This window comes from Leptolyngbya sp. AN10, from assembly GCF_050565645.1.
Lineage (GTDB): Bacteria > Cyanobacteriota > Cyanobacteriia > Leptolyngbyales > Leptolyngbyaceae > Leptolyngbya.
In genome coordinates this window covers 249,151-264,814 of record NZ_JBNXVP010000005.1, presented here as the reverse complement: position 1 = coordinate 264,814, position 15,664 = coordinate 249,151, and the positions used below count along the sequence as shown (strand labels likewise).

Here is a 15,664-nt window from a genome sequence, read left to right as displayed (position 1 = left end):
ATGCAGTCGGTGATCTCAACAACGGTTTCACACAAAGAACTGACACTAAAACCTGGACACACTCCCGCTGTGTTTGAAGTGATGGTTGTGAATACCAGCGATCGCTTTGCTACTTTCCAGATCGAACTGCTTGCACCTGGAGCCGATCCCACCTCAAAACGGCGTTGGTATGAGCTTGCACCCGATGTCGCTACGAAAAAACCACCCGGAGATCGATCGTGCTTTCGAGTCACAATCTTTGATACTCCTGTGCCTGGATTTGCGGGCATTGTCAACTTGACGATTCGCACCTTCTCGGTTGAATTAGGGGAAGATCGCAAACTGATTCGATTAGCGATCGAGCAAAGCGGAGAAGTTCCCTTAAAACTAGAGTTGCCTGTTAAGCAATTTCAACTCTACCCAACTGATTCTGCAACAATTCCAGTTCGCATCAAGAACCCAGGACAGAATCCAGCAGAAGCAAAAATTTCGATTTCAGGACTTCCGAACGAATGGTTGACAACTCCGGACACTCAAGCGATTCGGATTAGTCCTGGAGCTACGATCGAGATTGCATTCACAGCAGTTTTACCAGATTTGGTTGCTGCAAAGAGTCATACTTATCCTTTTACGATTCAAGCAGAGACTCATCAAGGTTCGCGCTCACACTGTTCTGGTGTGTTAGAAGTCTTGCCGATGGGCTGGATGGATTTTTCCTGTTCTCCGATCGCGCTTTCGATGCCACCGAAGAACGCAGCTTTCAAACAATGGTGGTCAGACCTTGGAACTTACACGTTGCATATTGCAAATGAAAGTAATGTAGTGCAATCTATCAGTGTTGAGATTCAAAGTGAACATCAAGATGACTGTGTGTTCCAAGTGTTTCCCGATCAACCCGTTTTACAGCCAGGAGAACAATTACCGATCGCATTAACCGTTCGGACTCGTCGCCCTTGGCTCGGTTGGGAACGACAACAATTGTTTCAAGTTAAAGCGATCGATTCTGATCCTCGTTTAGATGTTCGGAATGATACTCAGGTTGTTAAATTAAAAGTTCAGCCGAAGCTCCCTTTATGGATACAGGCTGCATTGTTCATAGTCTTGCTCTATGTTCTATGGGCATTGTCTTGGTTGAATCCTGGCAATCCTTGGTTTGGACATAGTGCAGCCGTGAATTCTGTTCGATTTAATGGGATTGCGACTGAGCTTGTGAGTGCTGCGAATGAGCCTCGAATCTTGCGCTGGAGCACTTTAGGCTTTCAGAATCCCTTGGCAAATCAGAATTTAGGAATGGTCGGTAAAACGGGCGACGGGAAGGCAGTTCGTGTAGTTCGTTATCGTCCAGTAGATAACAACTGGATTGCAGCAGGGCTAGAAACTGGAGAAATTCAACTCTGGAATTTAGCTCGAAATCAGCCGCCTTTAGTCTTGGGTCAGCAAGCAGGCGATCGAGTCATGGATCTAGCATTCTCTCGCGATTCGCAGTACCTCTATAGCGCTCATGGTAGTGGTAAAGTTCAAGTCTGGGAAATGCACTATCCTGGGGTTGAAGCGAATCAGGCAAAACAATCTGCTCTAGTCTCAGAAAAACAATTCGATTTCGCGATTTATAGTATTGCGATCGTCGGTGAGCAAGAGCAATATCTAGCGATTTCTGGACGATACAATCGCTTTGTACTGTGGAACTTAAAGACTGATCAAGTCGTTTCGGTCAACTATCCGCGCTTGGGTGGACAGAGCGATTATATTACCGCGATCGCTCATGCAGAAAATCGACCGAATTTAGTAGCTTTATCAGACAATCAAGGGTTTCTCTCTCTATGGAATTTGCAAGGTTGTCTAGAGGGCGGACAATGTGAATTGCTAGAAGATTGGCAAGATGGACATCAAACAAAGCCTGTACGATCGGTCGCTCTGAGCGAACAAGGATGTTATCTAGCCAGTGCAGGTGCAGATGGAAAAGTGATGCTTTGGAACTTAACTAAAGACGGGAAACGATCGACGCAATTTATCAATGGTCGTCAGATTGAAAAAGTATCAACCGCTTTTAACAGTGTAGATGTCACTTTAGTAAATCGAGATATCTTGATTGCGAGTGGAAACGACGATCAACAAGTTCGAGTGAGCAAAGCAGAACGAACTTCGGCTGCAATGTGTGATCAACTGAATTAATACATCCTAACACTTATGACTTCTCATCTTGTTCCATCCAATACGCTGCAAACTTATCGTGCGATCGCAGAGCAAACTGCGGCTCTGTATCTATTGCCTGATTCTCAACAGCTATTATTAGCTTGGTTGAATCAGCAAGAATCTGCCAGTTTAGAAGAGATTGCAGCGCATTTGGGACAGTCAGAAGAAATTGCTGAAACCATTGTCGATCGCTTAATTGAGCAAGGATTTATTGAAGCGATCGAGACTTCTTCATCTGAATCTCGGAGTCGGATTGGAACTCAAGGATCAGCAATTAGTCCACTCTCGATTATTGTCAGTCCTTCGAGTCATTATGCGATCGCGGCGGGTTCGACATTCGATCTGAGCGTTACGGTGTTCAATCGCGGTAATGAAAATGCGATCGTAGATGTATTCATTGATGAAACTGCTCAAGCACTCCGCCAATGGTGCGTTTCACCGTCAGAACGATTAGCATTAGGCGCGGGAGAAAGTAATGAAGTGATTTTTACTTTCCATATCCCAATTCAAATTCTGCCTGCAACGTATTCCTATCAATTAGTCATTGATGCACCGCAGCATTATCCGGAAGACACGCCGATTCAATTTACAAAAACGCTGCAAATCCTTCCGCCGACTGGAACAATCACACAAGCTAACGATCCGACCTTTGCGCTAAAGCCTGCAACAACATCGAGTAAGCCTGCGATCGTACAACCGGGAGGTACATTAGATGTACGAATCGAAGTTTTTAACCGCAGCGATCGAGTCGATCAGTTCTATCTCAATTGTTCAGATCTGCAAAAAGATTGGTACGCAATTCACTATCCTGAAAATCTAGAAGGGTTTGGATTGATTACCTCGAATCATGGATTAAGACTGAATCCGAATACAAAAGGCGAAATTTTGCTCTCGATTACACCTGCGATCGACACACCCGCAGGACGGAATTCACCGACGATCGAGCTAATCTCTACAAACAATCCAGCCCTAAATCTACTCGATGTGATTCACTTTGAAATTGCACCGATTCATCTATTAAATGCGGAACTGCACACGCTTGTTAGTAAGGTTCGGAATCTACCGGGAGTCTACCAAGTTAAACTATTAAACTCTGGAAATACAGCCCGAAAGATTGCTCTCAATGCTCGAAGTCTAGATGAGGATGAAGCAGATTTATATCAATATCGCTGGGATGATGCTTCTATCATTGAACTATCACCAAAGCAAACTCAGACGATCGGGCTACAAGTCAAACCTCAGCAATGGTGGAAACGTCCGCTCATTGGTTCAGGAAAAACTTCAAATTTTGCGATCGCTCTCGAAGATGCGCGACAGCTTCCTTTACCTCCTGATCCGCTCCAAGGCACAATCGTTTGGAAAGCAAGACCCTTCTGGCAGTTGTTACTGTTGCTTCTGACCGCAGGAGGCGCGATCGCAGCAATTATCTTTGCAATCTGGTTTGTCTTCTTCAAGCCAAATGCCGCTCCTAAGATTACTTTATTAACAGCCTCAGAACTATCTTACAATGAAGCCAAAGGCAGTCCAATTCGACTTAATTGGCAAATTAGCAATCCGAAGCGAATTGAACGATTACAGCTTCTAGGACGTGCTCAAGGAAATCTCACAGTCCTGAGTGAACCTGTGATGTATGATTTTAGTCGCGGAATTCCGAAACAATTAGAACCATATTGTACGATCGCTGAAACTCTAACATGCCGCAATGTTCCAACCGATGCCCGAAAAGCAGGCGACTATGTGTTTGAACTCCAGGCTACTTTGAGAGATCAGCAATCTTTTGTTTCTAAGAGTACGGACACGATTCAAATTCAGCCGATCGTACCGCCAAAAATCCAAGAATTCAGTGCTGTTGTAGCTCGACCGAATTCGGATGAAAAACAGCCTGTTATCCTGCAACGCTGGAAGATTAATCAAGCGGATCAGCTTGGTGAACTGCGGCTAATTGGTCGTGCCCCAGATGGTAGCGTAACAAGTCCATTGATGCAGTTTAATTTTGCTCAAGGCATTCCTCGATCGCTGCAACCGTTCTGTACGTTAGCTCAAGAATTAGTCTGTCAGAATCTTGCACTTCCTGTATCTAAATTTGGCAACCAAGTGTTCGAGTTAACTGTGATTCCCAAAAACGGTTCAGAACCTTCAGATAGTAAAAAGACAGATACCTTGTCGATCGAGCCTGCACCGCCAAAAATTCGCTCGTTCCAAATCAATGGACAAGATGCTCGACCGAAGTACCTTTTACCGATCGATCCTGATCAGCCTCTCCGAGAGATCACCCTCGCCTGGGAAATCGAACCCGCAGAAGGCATCAAAGTTGAACTCCCCCCAACTCCTGGAACTGTTCCGCTAAAAGGTTCACTGCGCTATCCAATCAGTCCAACTACTGGAAAAACTACGCTCACCCTACAAGTTACGAATGCGAGTGGGAAGAGCATCACGAGATCGATCGAGCTTGAGTTTTTCAATCCCGATCCTACTAATCCGACAGTTCCACCAACGGTATTGATTCCACCACCCGCACCCACTAATATTCCTCCGATTGCTCCTCCTGCACTTCCACTCACGCCCCCTGCTGCTCGTCCTCCCCAACTCCCGATCGATTCCTCGAATCCCGCTCCTTCCAATGTTCCGCCCCGGTTTAACTAGCCATGAAGCGTTTTCTCTTCGTGTTTCTAAGTCCCTGGATCGCACTCCAAGCGACTGCCACATCAATCACATCTGAAACATTAACTCAGCGTTGTATTGATTCCATTCAGCAAAAGAACTATCGAGACGCGATCGCACTTTGCAAACAAGCCCTACAACTCAATCAAGCTTGGGGACGATTCAACCCTGTCATAGCATGGTCAAATCAAGCGACCGCGCTTACACATTCAGGAGACTATCCCACTGTTCGCGCTGCCTGCAATCCGGTTTCTGTCGCCTGTATCAATCGAGCGCGATCGCAGAACTATACTGCTGCTCTAGAAGCTTATAATCATGCGATCGCAATCAATCCAAAGGATGCAATCCTCTGGACGAATCATGGATTAGTCTTAGCAAAACTAAATCGATTTGAAGAAGCGCTAACTTCCTACGATTGGGCACTAAAACTGAGTCCAGACGATTCTTTAGCTTTAGTCGGTCGATGTACTGCCTTAAATAAAATTGGTCGATCGAGTGATGCTTTAACCATCTGCGATCAGGCTTTAGTCGGGAATGGACGTTGGGGAGAGAGTAGTGCTGCGGAAGCTTGGAACCAGAGAGCAGTCGCGATCGCGTCCCAATCTTCTGAACCCGGCAAGCTAGATGAAGCATTATCTTCTATCGATCGAGGTTTAGTCCTGAAGCCGCAAGATCCGAATCTCTGGAGCAATCGAGGTGCAATCTTGTGGAGAGCAAAACGGTATTCTGATGCGTTAGTAGCATTCGATCGTTCACTAGCCATTCAACCTGAATCCGCACAAACTTGGTTCAACAAGGGCACAGTGCTCAAAACATTGGGAAGATATCAAGAAGCACTATCCGCATTCGATCGAGCAATAACCGGAGAAATTAGCTTAAATCAGGATGCAGCATGGACTGATCTGTGGACGAATCGGAGTGTTGTGCTGTGGAAGCTCGATCGACATTCTGAAGCACTAGAAGCAGCACAACGAGCGACGACGCTTGCACCAAAATCGGTTCGGGCTTGGTACAATCAAGGACTCGCTTTATCTGCTCTAAAACGCCACCGAGAAGCAAATGAAGCTTACACAAAAGCAACAGAGTTAGATCCTGATAATGTGACTTTGTTGCAGCTTCAAGCACAAACATTACAAGCTTTAGGAAGACAGCAAGAAGCATTGAATGTACTCGATCGAATTCTTGCTTTGAATCCAACCGCGATCGAGACCTGGTATCAAAAAGGCTTACGGCTCAAATCACTACAACGCACCGATGAAGCTTTGACAGCATTTACACAAACCTTAAGATTAGATTCTAGACACATCAATGCGCTGATTGAACAAGGGAAGTTACTGCAAAAGATGAATCGATTAGAAGATGCCTCGATCGCGTTTGAAAGCGTACTAAAGATTGATCCAAGTAACAAGGCTGCTCAAGTTGCAAGGGCAAAATTAAAACAACAACTTGCACAACAGAAAAAAGAAGCTCAACAGAGTGCAAACTAACTTTTTATGATGAGTAGGTCTGCGTCTCTATTTGCTTGAGTGTTGTTAAAAGCATTTCCCGAATCGGGAGCAAATTCTTATAAAGCTGCACTCCAGGCGGAAGCTGTTGAATCACTGACGAAAGCGCGATCGCACTTTCTGGATAGTTCTTCAATATCATCAACGGATACCGATAAGTCCGAATCGTAAACAAGACCCAGCCCGATTGTTCTAATCGTCTCAAGGTCTGCCGCTCTACCCGAATCCAGAGATTTTCTGGTGTAAGTTCAATGGGTGCTGTACTGGAATGGCTCAGATGACCAAGATAGAGTTCTGGTGTTTCAACAATGCTCCAATTCAAGCGAAACACCGGACGATCGACTTTTAATCGATCGAACAATCGATCGACCGGATTTCCCAATTGCTCTGGATAGTCTGGGACAGGTTGATGAATCTGCATCATCGGATTACCAAGCTTTTCTAACAATCGCCACCGCAATGGAAAACAAAGAGATGCAGCCGCGAGAATGTAACCTCGATCGCTCGGCTGCATTAAACAAAAATCTTCCTGAACTAATCGACCAGCTAGATCTAAAGGTTCAAAATCATCAATGTTCCAAGTTTGCTCAGTCGCTTTCACAGTAATGGTTTTAGAAGTACGATCGTACAATTCTGGAAACTGCTGCGATAAATGCTCTAACAACAAATCGCGAACTTCCTGCTGTGCGATTTCTGTGTTCGGCAAACTTGCAAACACTTCGGAGTGAATTGTTTCTAGTAGCTCAGTTTTTCGTTGCACATAAGAACTGAACTGCTCATCGATTTCGATCCAATCTTCGGGTTTCAGTGGCTTCAAACCGAGAGTTAAAGTTCGATCGCCCTCTGCAAACGGGAGATAGATGCGCTGTGAGTTCTTCATAAAATCAGAAAACAACGATCAGTTACACTTAAGAATATCTTCGTTGTCGAGCCACTGCTATGACTTCGTATTCTTCAATTGATTTGTATTTCCCGGATAGCGACGGTCAACCGATGGCAGACAATACGGAGCAGTTTAATTGGATCGTGCTGATCAAGGAAAATCTCGAAATCCTATTTGCCGACGATCCAAACGTATTTGTTGCGGGTGATCTGCTTTGGTATCCTGTGAAATCCCAAAACGTGCGCGGCGTGGCTCCTGACGCTTTAGTCGTATTCGGGCGACCGAAAGGCAGACGAGGCTCATACAAGCAATGGGAAGAAGAAAATATTCCAATACAAGTTGTATTTGAGATTCTTTCGCCGAGCAATACGGATGCGGAAATGGCGAAAAAATTTGAGTTCTATCAAACTCACGGCGTTGAAGAGTACTATCTCTACGATCCCGATCGTAAAAATCTCAAAGGCTGGATTCGACAGGGATCACGACTCGCTGAAATTCAACAAATGGACGGTTGGATCAGTCCTCGCTTGGGGATTCGATTTGCACTCACATCGCAAGATCTGACGATTTACCGACCCGATGGCGATCGCTTTCTCAGCCCGGTCGAACTCCGCGATCGCGCTGATCAGGAACGCTTTCGAGCAGACCAAGAACGGCTGAGGGCAGACCAAGAACAACTTCGGGCAGAACAAGAACGCCAACGCGCCGATCGACTTGCGGAATATCTACGATCGATGGGAGTCGATCCCGATCAAATTCCCGACGAAGACTTGTAGATCCCCCAGACCTCGTACAATGAGGATTCATCAAATTTCCTCACAAGCTTTATGTCTGGTGACTACCTAGAGCGGATTCTAAATGCCCGTGTGTATGATGTTGCTCAAGAAACGCCGCTCGAATTTGCTCCTAATCTTTCGGCTCGACTGAACAATCGAGTGCTGTTGAAACGCGAGGATATGCAGTCGGTGTTCTCGTTCAAGCTGCGAGGCGCATATAACAAGATGGCGCAGCTTTCTCCTGAAGTTCTCACTCAGGGGGTGATTGCGGCTTCGGCTGGAAATCATGCTCAAGGAGTCGCGCTCGGTGCAAAACGGTTGGGGACAACGGCAATTATTGTGATGCCTGTGACGACACCGCAGGTGAAAATCAATGCCGTTCGATCGAGAGGTGGTCAAGTTGTTCTACATGGCGATACTTACGATGATGCTTACGCTCACGCCCGACAGCTAGAAGCGGAAAAAGGTCTCACCTTTATTCATCCATTCGATGATCCAGATGTGATCGCAGGACAAGGCACGATCGGGATGGAAATTCTGCGGCAATATCAACAACCGATTCACGCTGTGTTTGTCGCGATCGGGGGTGGTGGTCTAATTTCTGGAATTGCGGCTTACATCAAACGACTGCGACCGGAGACGAAAATTATCGGAGTCGAGCCAGTCGATGCAGATGCAATGACTCGATCGCTAAAAGCTGGACAAAGAATCAGACTCCCAAACGTCGGCTTATTCGCAGATGGCGTAGCAGTTCGAGAAGTTGGAGAAGAAACGTTTCGACTCTGCCAGCAATATGTAGATGAAATGATCTTGGTCGATACGGATGATACTTGTGCCGCGATCAAGGATGTATTTGAAGATACTCGATCGATTCTTGAACCTGCTGGAGCATTAGCGATCGCAGCAATGAAAGCCTATGTAGAACGTGAACAAATCACCGATCAAACCTTGATTGGAATTGCTTGCGGCGCGAATATGAACTTCGATCGCTTAAGATTCGTGGCGGAACGGGCAGAACTCGGAGAACGACGAGAAGCGATTTTTGCTGTCACCATTCCCGAAGAGCGCGGCAGTTTGCGGAAATTCTGTGATTTGCTAGGACGGCGAAATATCACAGAGTTCAACTATCGAATCGCGGATGAGAACATTGCTCATATTTTTGTGGGTATGCAAGTCTCTGGGCGATTGGATGCCGCTCAAATGGTGACAAAGTTCGAGGAAAACGGCTTTAAGACGCTAGATCTTACAGATGATGAATTTGCCAAATTACATTTGCGGCACATGGTAGGAGGTCGATCGCCGTTAGCGGAAAACGAAGTGTTATATCGGTTTGAATTTCCTGAACGTCCGGGGGCGCTGATCAAATTCCTCACCTCAATGCGTCCGGATTGGAATATCAGCCTATTTCACTATCGAAATCATGGAGCCGACTACGGGCGAATCGTGTTGGGCATTCAAGTGCCACCCGATGAAATGGATGATTGGCAAACATTTTTAGACTCGATCGACTATCGCTATTGGGACGAAAACCAAAATCCCGCCTACAAACTCTTTTTGGCATGAACTCCCCTACAATTCAGAATGGTGAAAATGTTTAGCTTGGAGAACCGCTGTGGATTTATCACGCATTCCCGCCCAACCCAAACCGGGCTTGATCAACGTCCTGATCGAAATTCCCGCAGGCAGCAAGAACAAATACGAATTTGACAAAGATCTGAACGCTTTTGCGCTCGATCGAGTTCTCTACGCCTCGGTGATGTATCCGTTCGATTATGGCTTCGTGCCGAACACCTTGGCAGATGATGGCGATCCGCTCGATGGCATGGTGATCATGGATCAGCCCACTTTTCCTGGATGTGTGATCGCGGCTCGCCCGATCGGAATGTTGGAAATGATCGATGGTGGCGATCGTGATGAAAAGATCCTCTGCGTTCCCGACAAAGATCCTCGCTATGCAAACGTCAAATCGCTGAGTGACATTGCTTCTCACCGTTTGGATGAAGTAGCAGAATTCTTCAGAACCTACAAAAACCTGGAGAAGAAAGTTACTGAAATTCTGGGATGGCAGGATGTCGATAAAGTGCTGCCGCTGGTCGAAGAGTGCATCAAAGCCGCCAGCTAATCTCCGTAAAATTACAGGTACTTCGTAGGCTTGGGAAGATTCCTGAGCCTTTTTTTATTCTGAGCTTTATAATTCGATTCAACTTGGTATCCACCCTAACCCAATGGGTAGCCTAGATAGAGGGAGAATGCTCCCACCGTCTTTGGACGGCATCACTGCACACAGCTTGTGATCATAGGCACTCTAGAGAATAATTCGCTCTCGTTGGGTTTTACGCACAAGCGCTTGAAGCAACTCTGAATTCAGCAATGACCCACTCTTCCGATTTCTTCATTCACTTCTGGGGCGTTCGAGGCAGCATTCCTGTCCCTGGCAATGAAACCGTCCGCTATGGTGGCAATACGTCCTGTATCGAAATGCGCGTCGGTGGAAAGCGCCTGATTTTTGATGGTGGAACGGGACTACGGGTGCTCGGAAAATCGATGCTCAAGCAAATGCCCGTCGAAGCGTATATGTTTTTCTCGCACTCGCACTGGGATCACATCCAAGGGTTTCCATTCTTCATTCCCGCCTTTGTCCCTGGTAACTGTTTTCACATTTATGGCGCGATCGCTCCCAACGGGGCATCGATGCAAAAACGCCTCAGCGATCAAATGCACCATCCGAACTTTCCCGTTCCGATGCAAATCATGAAGTCGGATATGAAATTTACCGATGTCATCGTGGGCGATGTGATCGAACTTGATGATATTCGGATTGAAACGGGACCTTTGAATCATCCCAATTCTGCGATCGGCTATCGGGTGACATACAACGGGAAAACCGTAGTTTATGCCACTGACACCGAACATTACCCCGATCGCATTGATGAAGATCTCGTCCATTTGTCGCGGGATGCGGATGTTCTAATTTACGATGCCTGCTACACCGACGAAGAATATTACGACGAGAAATCGCCCAAAATTGGTTGGGGACACTCGACTTGGCAAGAAGCGTTAAAAGTCGTTGATGCGGCACGAGTCAAAAAAGCGGTCATGTTCCATCACGATCCGAACCACGACGATGATTTTCTGGATGGAATTGAAGCACAAGTCCGATCGGTCTTTCCAAATAGTCTGTTAGCGCGTGAGGGCATGATCCTACCCGTTGATTAGACCGAAAGAAATCTATCATTTGAGGTATGAAACGCTCTGCACTACGCCGTAGGATAGAGCCGAATATTAAATTTGCCTCACCGAATATGAACGAGCGCGGCTTTAAGCAAGATTGGCTCCCACTCTTATTGGGTGCGGTTCTGTTGCTATTGGCTCACTATGCCGCCTTGTTATTTCGGATTCATCCAAGTATTTCGCTTTGGTTTCCACCGTCGGGAGTTGCGATTACGCTTGCCGTTTGGTTTGGAGTGCCTGCTGCGATCGTCACAGGACTGGTTTCTACCCTCGTTGCGCCACTTTGGGGAAGTCATGGCTGGCTGCAATGGGTGGGATTAACCGATGCAGTTGAACCCTTGGTTGCGTGGTGGTTTTATCGAAAATTTTGGCAGCGATCGCCGGGATTAGAACGACTGAAAGATGTGAGTGCGTTTATCCTGAGTGCGCCCGTGTTTGCCTGTGCGAGTTCTGCGATCGTGGGGAGTCTCGTTTTAGCGATCGTCGGCAGAATGCCTTGGGAGAACGTCGGAAGTGCAATGCCTCAGTGGTGGTTGGGGAATGCGATCGGGACGATGGTGATTGCACCGATCGCGCTCTTGACTTTGACTCCGGTTTTGCAGCGATGGAACTGGCTGCCGGGTGAATCGTCGTTGGCTGATCCTCAATCTCTGAATTCGCCACGGGTTAGAAATGAAGCAATTGCGATCGCGGCTCTGAGTATTGGAACTGCAATTTTGAGTGTTTCGCATACGAGCCAGTATGGTCTTGCGTTTCAACAACTGGCGTTTCTTAATTTTGTGCCGATTCTTTGGGCGGCGTTGCGATTTGGAGCGGTGGGAGGGGCAGGAACCGCTACATTTTGTGTCATAGCCGCGTTACTGAGCTATGTGGTGAAGTATCCGGACGCGCTGAGATTGCCTGAGTTTCCGCTCGATCCAGGAGTGCTGACGGTTCATAAGCTGAGTTTATTTACGCAGTGTGTGATTGGATTGTTCATTGGGACGGCGGTGACGCAACAGACGCAGATTCAGGTGAAGTTGGCAATTTCTCAGATTCAACTGGCGGAGTATCAGGAACGATCGCGCTTAACGGAGATTCTGAAACAAACGAATGCGCGATTAGAGCAAGCCAATCACGAAAAAGATGAACTGTTATCGCGAGAACAAGCGGCACGAGAACAAGCCGAAACTGCGAACCGGATTAAAGACGAATTTTTAGCGATCGTGTCTCATGAACTCCGAACGCCACTGAATCCAATTCTTGGCTGGTCAAGGCTTTTACGCGATGGAAAGCTCGATGAAACGGCAACTCAGAAAGCGTTAGAAACCATCGATCGCAATGCTAAACTTCAGTCGCAATTAATCGAAGATTTGCTAGATGTCTCTCGAATTCTGCGCGGTAAACTCGTTTTGCGTGAGATTGAATTAGATATCAGCTTAGTGATTCGATCGGCGATCGAGACGGTGCGACTATCAGCAGAAGCGAAATCGGTCAATCTTACGTTTATCCAACCGGATTCCGATTCCAGAATCTTAGTGCATGGTGATCCGAATCGATTACAGCAAGTGATGGTTAATCTGCTCACGAATGCGATTAAATTCACGCCACCAGAGGGGCAAGTCACGATCGTTTTAGAGCATTCCTCAAAGTTCGCCAAAATTAGCGTGATTGATACTGGGAAAGGGATTCATCCCGACTTCTTGCCGTGTGTATTTGAGCGATTCCGTCAGGAAGATAGTGGTACAACTCGGCACTTTGGTGGATTGGGATTGGGACTCGCGATCGCCAGTCATTTAGTCGAACTGCATCACGGCAAAATTGAAGCGCAAAGTGAAGGAGTCGATCGAGGTGCGAGTTTTATTGTCACTTTACCGATCGCACATTCTGAAGCGGAAGTATTTGTCCCTGAAGCAACTCCGACACCAAAAACCAGCATTCTCAAGGGTAAAAGCGTTTTGATTGTCGAAGATGATGCGGATGCGCGGGAATTGTTGAAATACATTTTAGAATCAGAGCAGGCGACCGTTTTGTTAACTAGCTCGGCTCAAGAAGCGATCGCTCATCTTCAAAATGCAACTCCAGATTTGATCATTAGCGATGTCAGTATGCCCGATGTCGATGGATATCGCTTTATTCAGCAAGTTCGCAAAATGGAAACAGAGCGAATTCCCGCGATCGCGTTGACGGCAAATGCCAGAGAAGAAGATCGACTGAGTGCGATCGCGGCAGGATTTGATGCTCATGTGTGTAAGCCGATCGTGCTGGAAACATTACTGGCAGAAATTGAGAAACAATTTCAGTTGGCTATTTCGATAGATAGAGATTCTATATCGCAACAGCCGCTACCTTAGCGGGTAAATAGGCTGCATAATCCTTGGCGAATGAATTTGCGTCTATACAGACAAAGTGTGCGGAGGCACACTAACAGCCATTTTTCAGGTCAGTCCGCGACGGCGGACTTCGTTTGTATAGCCGCGAATTCTATTCGCCAGGGAATCCAAGTTTTAACGACCCAGATAGGACATGAGGCTGATTATGAACTGGAATCAAATTTTAGAGCGTTACACGGCGGGCGATCGCGATTTTCATGGAATGGATTTTGCTCAGGCAAAATTGAGCAATGCAGACCTGGAAGACGTGAATTTGTCAGACAGTGATCTCAGTCGATCGTCATTCGGTAGAGCAAACTTGAGACACGCGAATCTAAGTGGCGCAAATTTAAACGGAGCCGATCTTTGTCATGCCGATTTACGGAACGCCGATTTACGAGGTGCAAATTTGCGAGGAGCGCTGTTGTTGAGAGCGAATTTGGCGGGTGCAAATCTGGAAAATGCGGACTTAAGATGGGCATCGTTGACCGAGGCAAGCCCGATCGATTTAGATTTGAGCCAGTCTCAGGTCGATCGAACCATTTTGCCCAAAGGGTGCTGCTCGAACGATTAGCACGATCGTAGTCTCGCAAGTAATCCGACAATTTCATCGATCGCATTTCGCTGCACAGGAGCCGCGTCTGGAGCCTGATTAATCACGATGCTGAATGCGATCGATTCATAATTGGGCGGATCGATGTATCCCGATAGCGCTGTTACTCCCGTTAACGTTCCGGTTTTCGCTCGTGCGATTCCTTTTGCTGGATTATCTTGAAATCGGCTTTGTAACGTTCCACTCACTCCTGCGATCGGGAGTGATTCTCGAAAATTGTTTCCATTTGGCTGTCGTAAGATTGCTTCTAGAATTTGCACTAATGCTGTTGGAGTTGTCCAATTCTGTCTCGACAAGCCTGAACCATCTGATAAAACAATTTCAGTTTTAGCGATTCCAAGTCTACTTAATTCATTGATTAAAGATGTGATACTACGCTCTAATACGGTGCGTCCTGATGAACTTGAACTCTGTGCACCTAGTGTTCTTAAAAGTACTTCCGCATAAAGATTATCACTGAATTGATTGGCTTGTTTTAGTAATTCGCTTAGCGGTGGAGAATCAATCTTTGCAATTTCACTTCCGTTCGATGAAGCGGGTTGATCACTTACACTCGATCGAGTCACAGCGATTCCTGCTGCGTTCAGTGATCGGACAAATTCTCGCAAAAATCGTTCTCCCGGATTCGGAACCGCAATTCCATAAGGTGCAGGGGTAGCACCAACTCGCAACTGTCCTCCAACCTTCAAGATCGGTTGACTCAGATCGCGTCCGACTTCGATCGATTCTTCAGTTTTCGCATCAACCGTTTGCGATCGATTCTCAATTCTCCAGAAACTTCCTTCGATTGGATCGTCCCATTTCACTTTGAGCGGTTGTCCGACAGCTTGCGGTACGAGTTTGAAGCCCAAACTATTCTCATCCAAAATCAAACTACTGACCGGAACCGCGTAAGTTTCTGGAATATCGCCCACCGACCAATCTGGATTTAATGCCTCGCGCCCAAAATAGCTATCTTCAACAATTAATTCTGAAATTCGCTGAATTCCACGCTGTTTTAATTGTTGAGCGAGATCTTGCAACTGTCGATCGCTAAAACTCGGATCGCCCCGTCCAACTAATCTCACTCGCCAGCCATTCGGCGATTCTGTGCCAAATACCGAAGTCCGAATTCGATAGTTGGAACCGAGACGTTGTAGTGCTGCTACAGTCGTCAAAATTTTTACATTAGAGGCGGGAATAAAAAAGCGATCGGCATCTCGACTGAATAGCGTTTGTCGCGATCGTAACGTTTGAATCAAGACACCGAAGCGCGATCGAGCAAAATTTGGGCGATTCACGATCGCTTCAATCTGTGGTGCTAAATCTCTTGAACAGATCGGAGCAGCAGGATTGGCGCGGACACTTGAAGCAAAAAATGCGATCGGAATGAGACTAATTAGACTTGCAGCAGAGCGGGTAAATAAAGCCGTCATGGAAAGTTCTCAGAAACTATGCACCGTCAGATCGAGGACAAATCCTACTTTAGAGAG

At 46.6% G+C, this 15,664-nt stretch carries 11 protein-coding genes; 9 read left to right on the top strand and 2 right to left on the bottom strand.

Annotated features, from left to right (window positions below; translation table 11 throughout):
• From ACQ4M5_RS09580 to ACQ4M5_RS09570, 3 genes are read left to right on the top strand one after another with little or no spacing between them, the layout of a single operon-like run.
• A complete protein-coding gene (locus ACQ4M5_RS09580; RefSeq protein ID WP_430675354.1) occupies positions 1-2,151 on the top strand; it encodes a hypothetical protein in 2,151 nt (716 codons plus the stop codon).
• Positions 2,152-2,166: 15 nt separating this feature from the next.
• A complete protein-coding gene (locus ACQ4M5_RS09575; protein ID WP_430675353.1) occupies positions 2,167-4,815 on the top strand; it encodes a hypothetical protein in 2,649 nt (882 codons plus the stop codon).
• A gap of 2 nt (positions 4,816-4,817) precedes the next feature.
• On the top strand, positions 4,818-6,320 hold the full coding sequence (locus ACQ4M5_RS09570; RefSeq protein WP_430675352.1) for a tetratricopeptide repeat protein: 1,503 nt from the start codon (positions 4,818-4,820) through the stop codon (positions 6,318-6,320).
• A 4-nt stretch (positions 6,321-6,324) separates the two neighbouring features.
• Here the strand turns inward: ACQ4M5_RS09570 and ACQ4M5_RS09565 are convergent, their stop codons facing one another.
• On the bottom strand, positions 6,325-7,218 hold the full coding sequence (locus tag ACQ4M5_RS09565) for a heme-dependent oxidative N-demethylase family protein (protein ID WP_430675351.1): 894 nt from the start codon (positions 7,216-7,218) through the stop codon (positions 6,325-6,327).
• 59 nt (positions 7,219-7,277) lie between these two features.
• On the opposite strand from ACQ4M5_RS09565, the gene ACQ4M5_RS09560 reads away from it, so the two are divergent.
• The 6 genes from ACQ4M5_RS09560 to ACQ4M5_RS09535 all read left to right on the top strand — a co-directional run bounded on the left by ACQ4M5_RS09560 (position 7,278) and on the right by ACQ4M5_RS09535 (position 14,153).
• Positions 7,278-7,997, top strand: coding sequence for a Uma2 family endonuclease (locus ACQ4M5_RS09560; protein WP_430675350.1), 720 nt, complete (start codon positions 7,278-7,280; stop codon positions 7,995-7,997).
• Positions 7,998-8,048: 51 nt separating this feature from the next.
• On the top strand, positions 8,049-9,560 hold the full coding sequence (gene ilvA, locus ACQ4M5_RS09555) for a threonine ammonia-lyase, biosynthetic (protein ID WP_430675349.1): 1,512 nt from the start codon (positions 8,049-8,051) through the stop codon (positions 9,558-9,560).
• 49 nt (positions 9,561-9,609) lie between these two features.
• On the top strand, positions 9,610-10,119 hold the full coding sequence (locus tag ACQ4M5_RS09550) for an inorganic diphosphatase (RefSeq protein ID WP_430675348.1): 510 nt from the start codon (positions 9,610-9,612) through the stop codon (positions 10,117-10,119).
• Between the two features lie 248 nt (positions 10,120-10,367).
• Positions 10,368-11,213 carry an MBL fold metallo-hydrolase gene (locus tag ACQ4M5_RS09545; protein WP_430675347.1) on the top strand — a complete coding sequence of 282 codons (846 nt, stop codon included), beginning with the start codon at positions 10,368-10,370 and terminating at the stop codon, positions 11,211-11,213.
• A 26-nt stretch (positions 11,214-11,239) separates the two neighbouring features.
• Positions 11,240-13,561: an ATP-binding protein gene (locus ACQ4M5_RS09540; protein WP_430675346.1), complete on the top strand. Its 2,322-nt coding sequence runs from the start codon at positions 11,240-11,242 to the stop codon at positions 13,559-13,561.
• Positions 13,562-13,745: 184 nt separating this feature from the next.
• Complete coding sequence (locus ACQ4M5_RS09535) at positions 13,746-14,153, top strand: pentapeptide repeat-containing protein (protein WP_430675345.1); 408 nt, start codon at positions 13,746-13,748, stop codon at positions 14,151-14,153.
• Here ACQ4M5_RS09535 and dacB read toward each other — a convergent pair.
• Entirely contained in the window at positions 14,150-15,607 is a 1,458-nt protein-coding gene (gene dacB, locus ACQ4M5_RS09530; RefSeq protein ID WP_430675344.1) for a D-alanyl-D-alanine carboxypeptidase/D-alanyl-D-alanine endopeptidase, read from the bottom strand. The genes ACQ4M5_RS09535 and dacB overlap by 4 nt on opposite strands.
• Positions 15,608-15,664 lie beyond the last annotated feature (57 nt).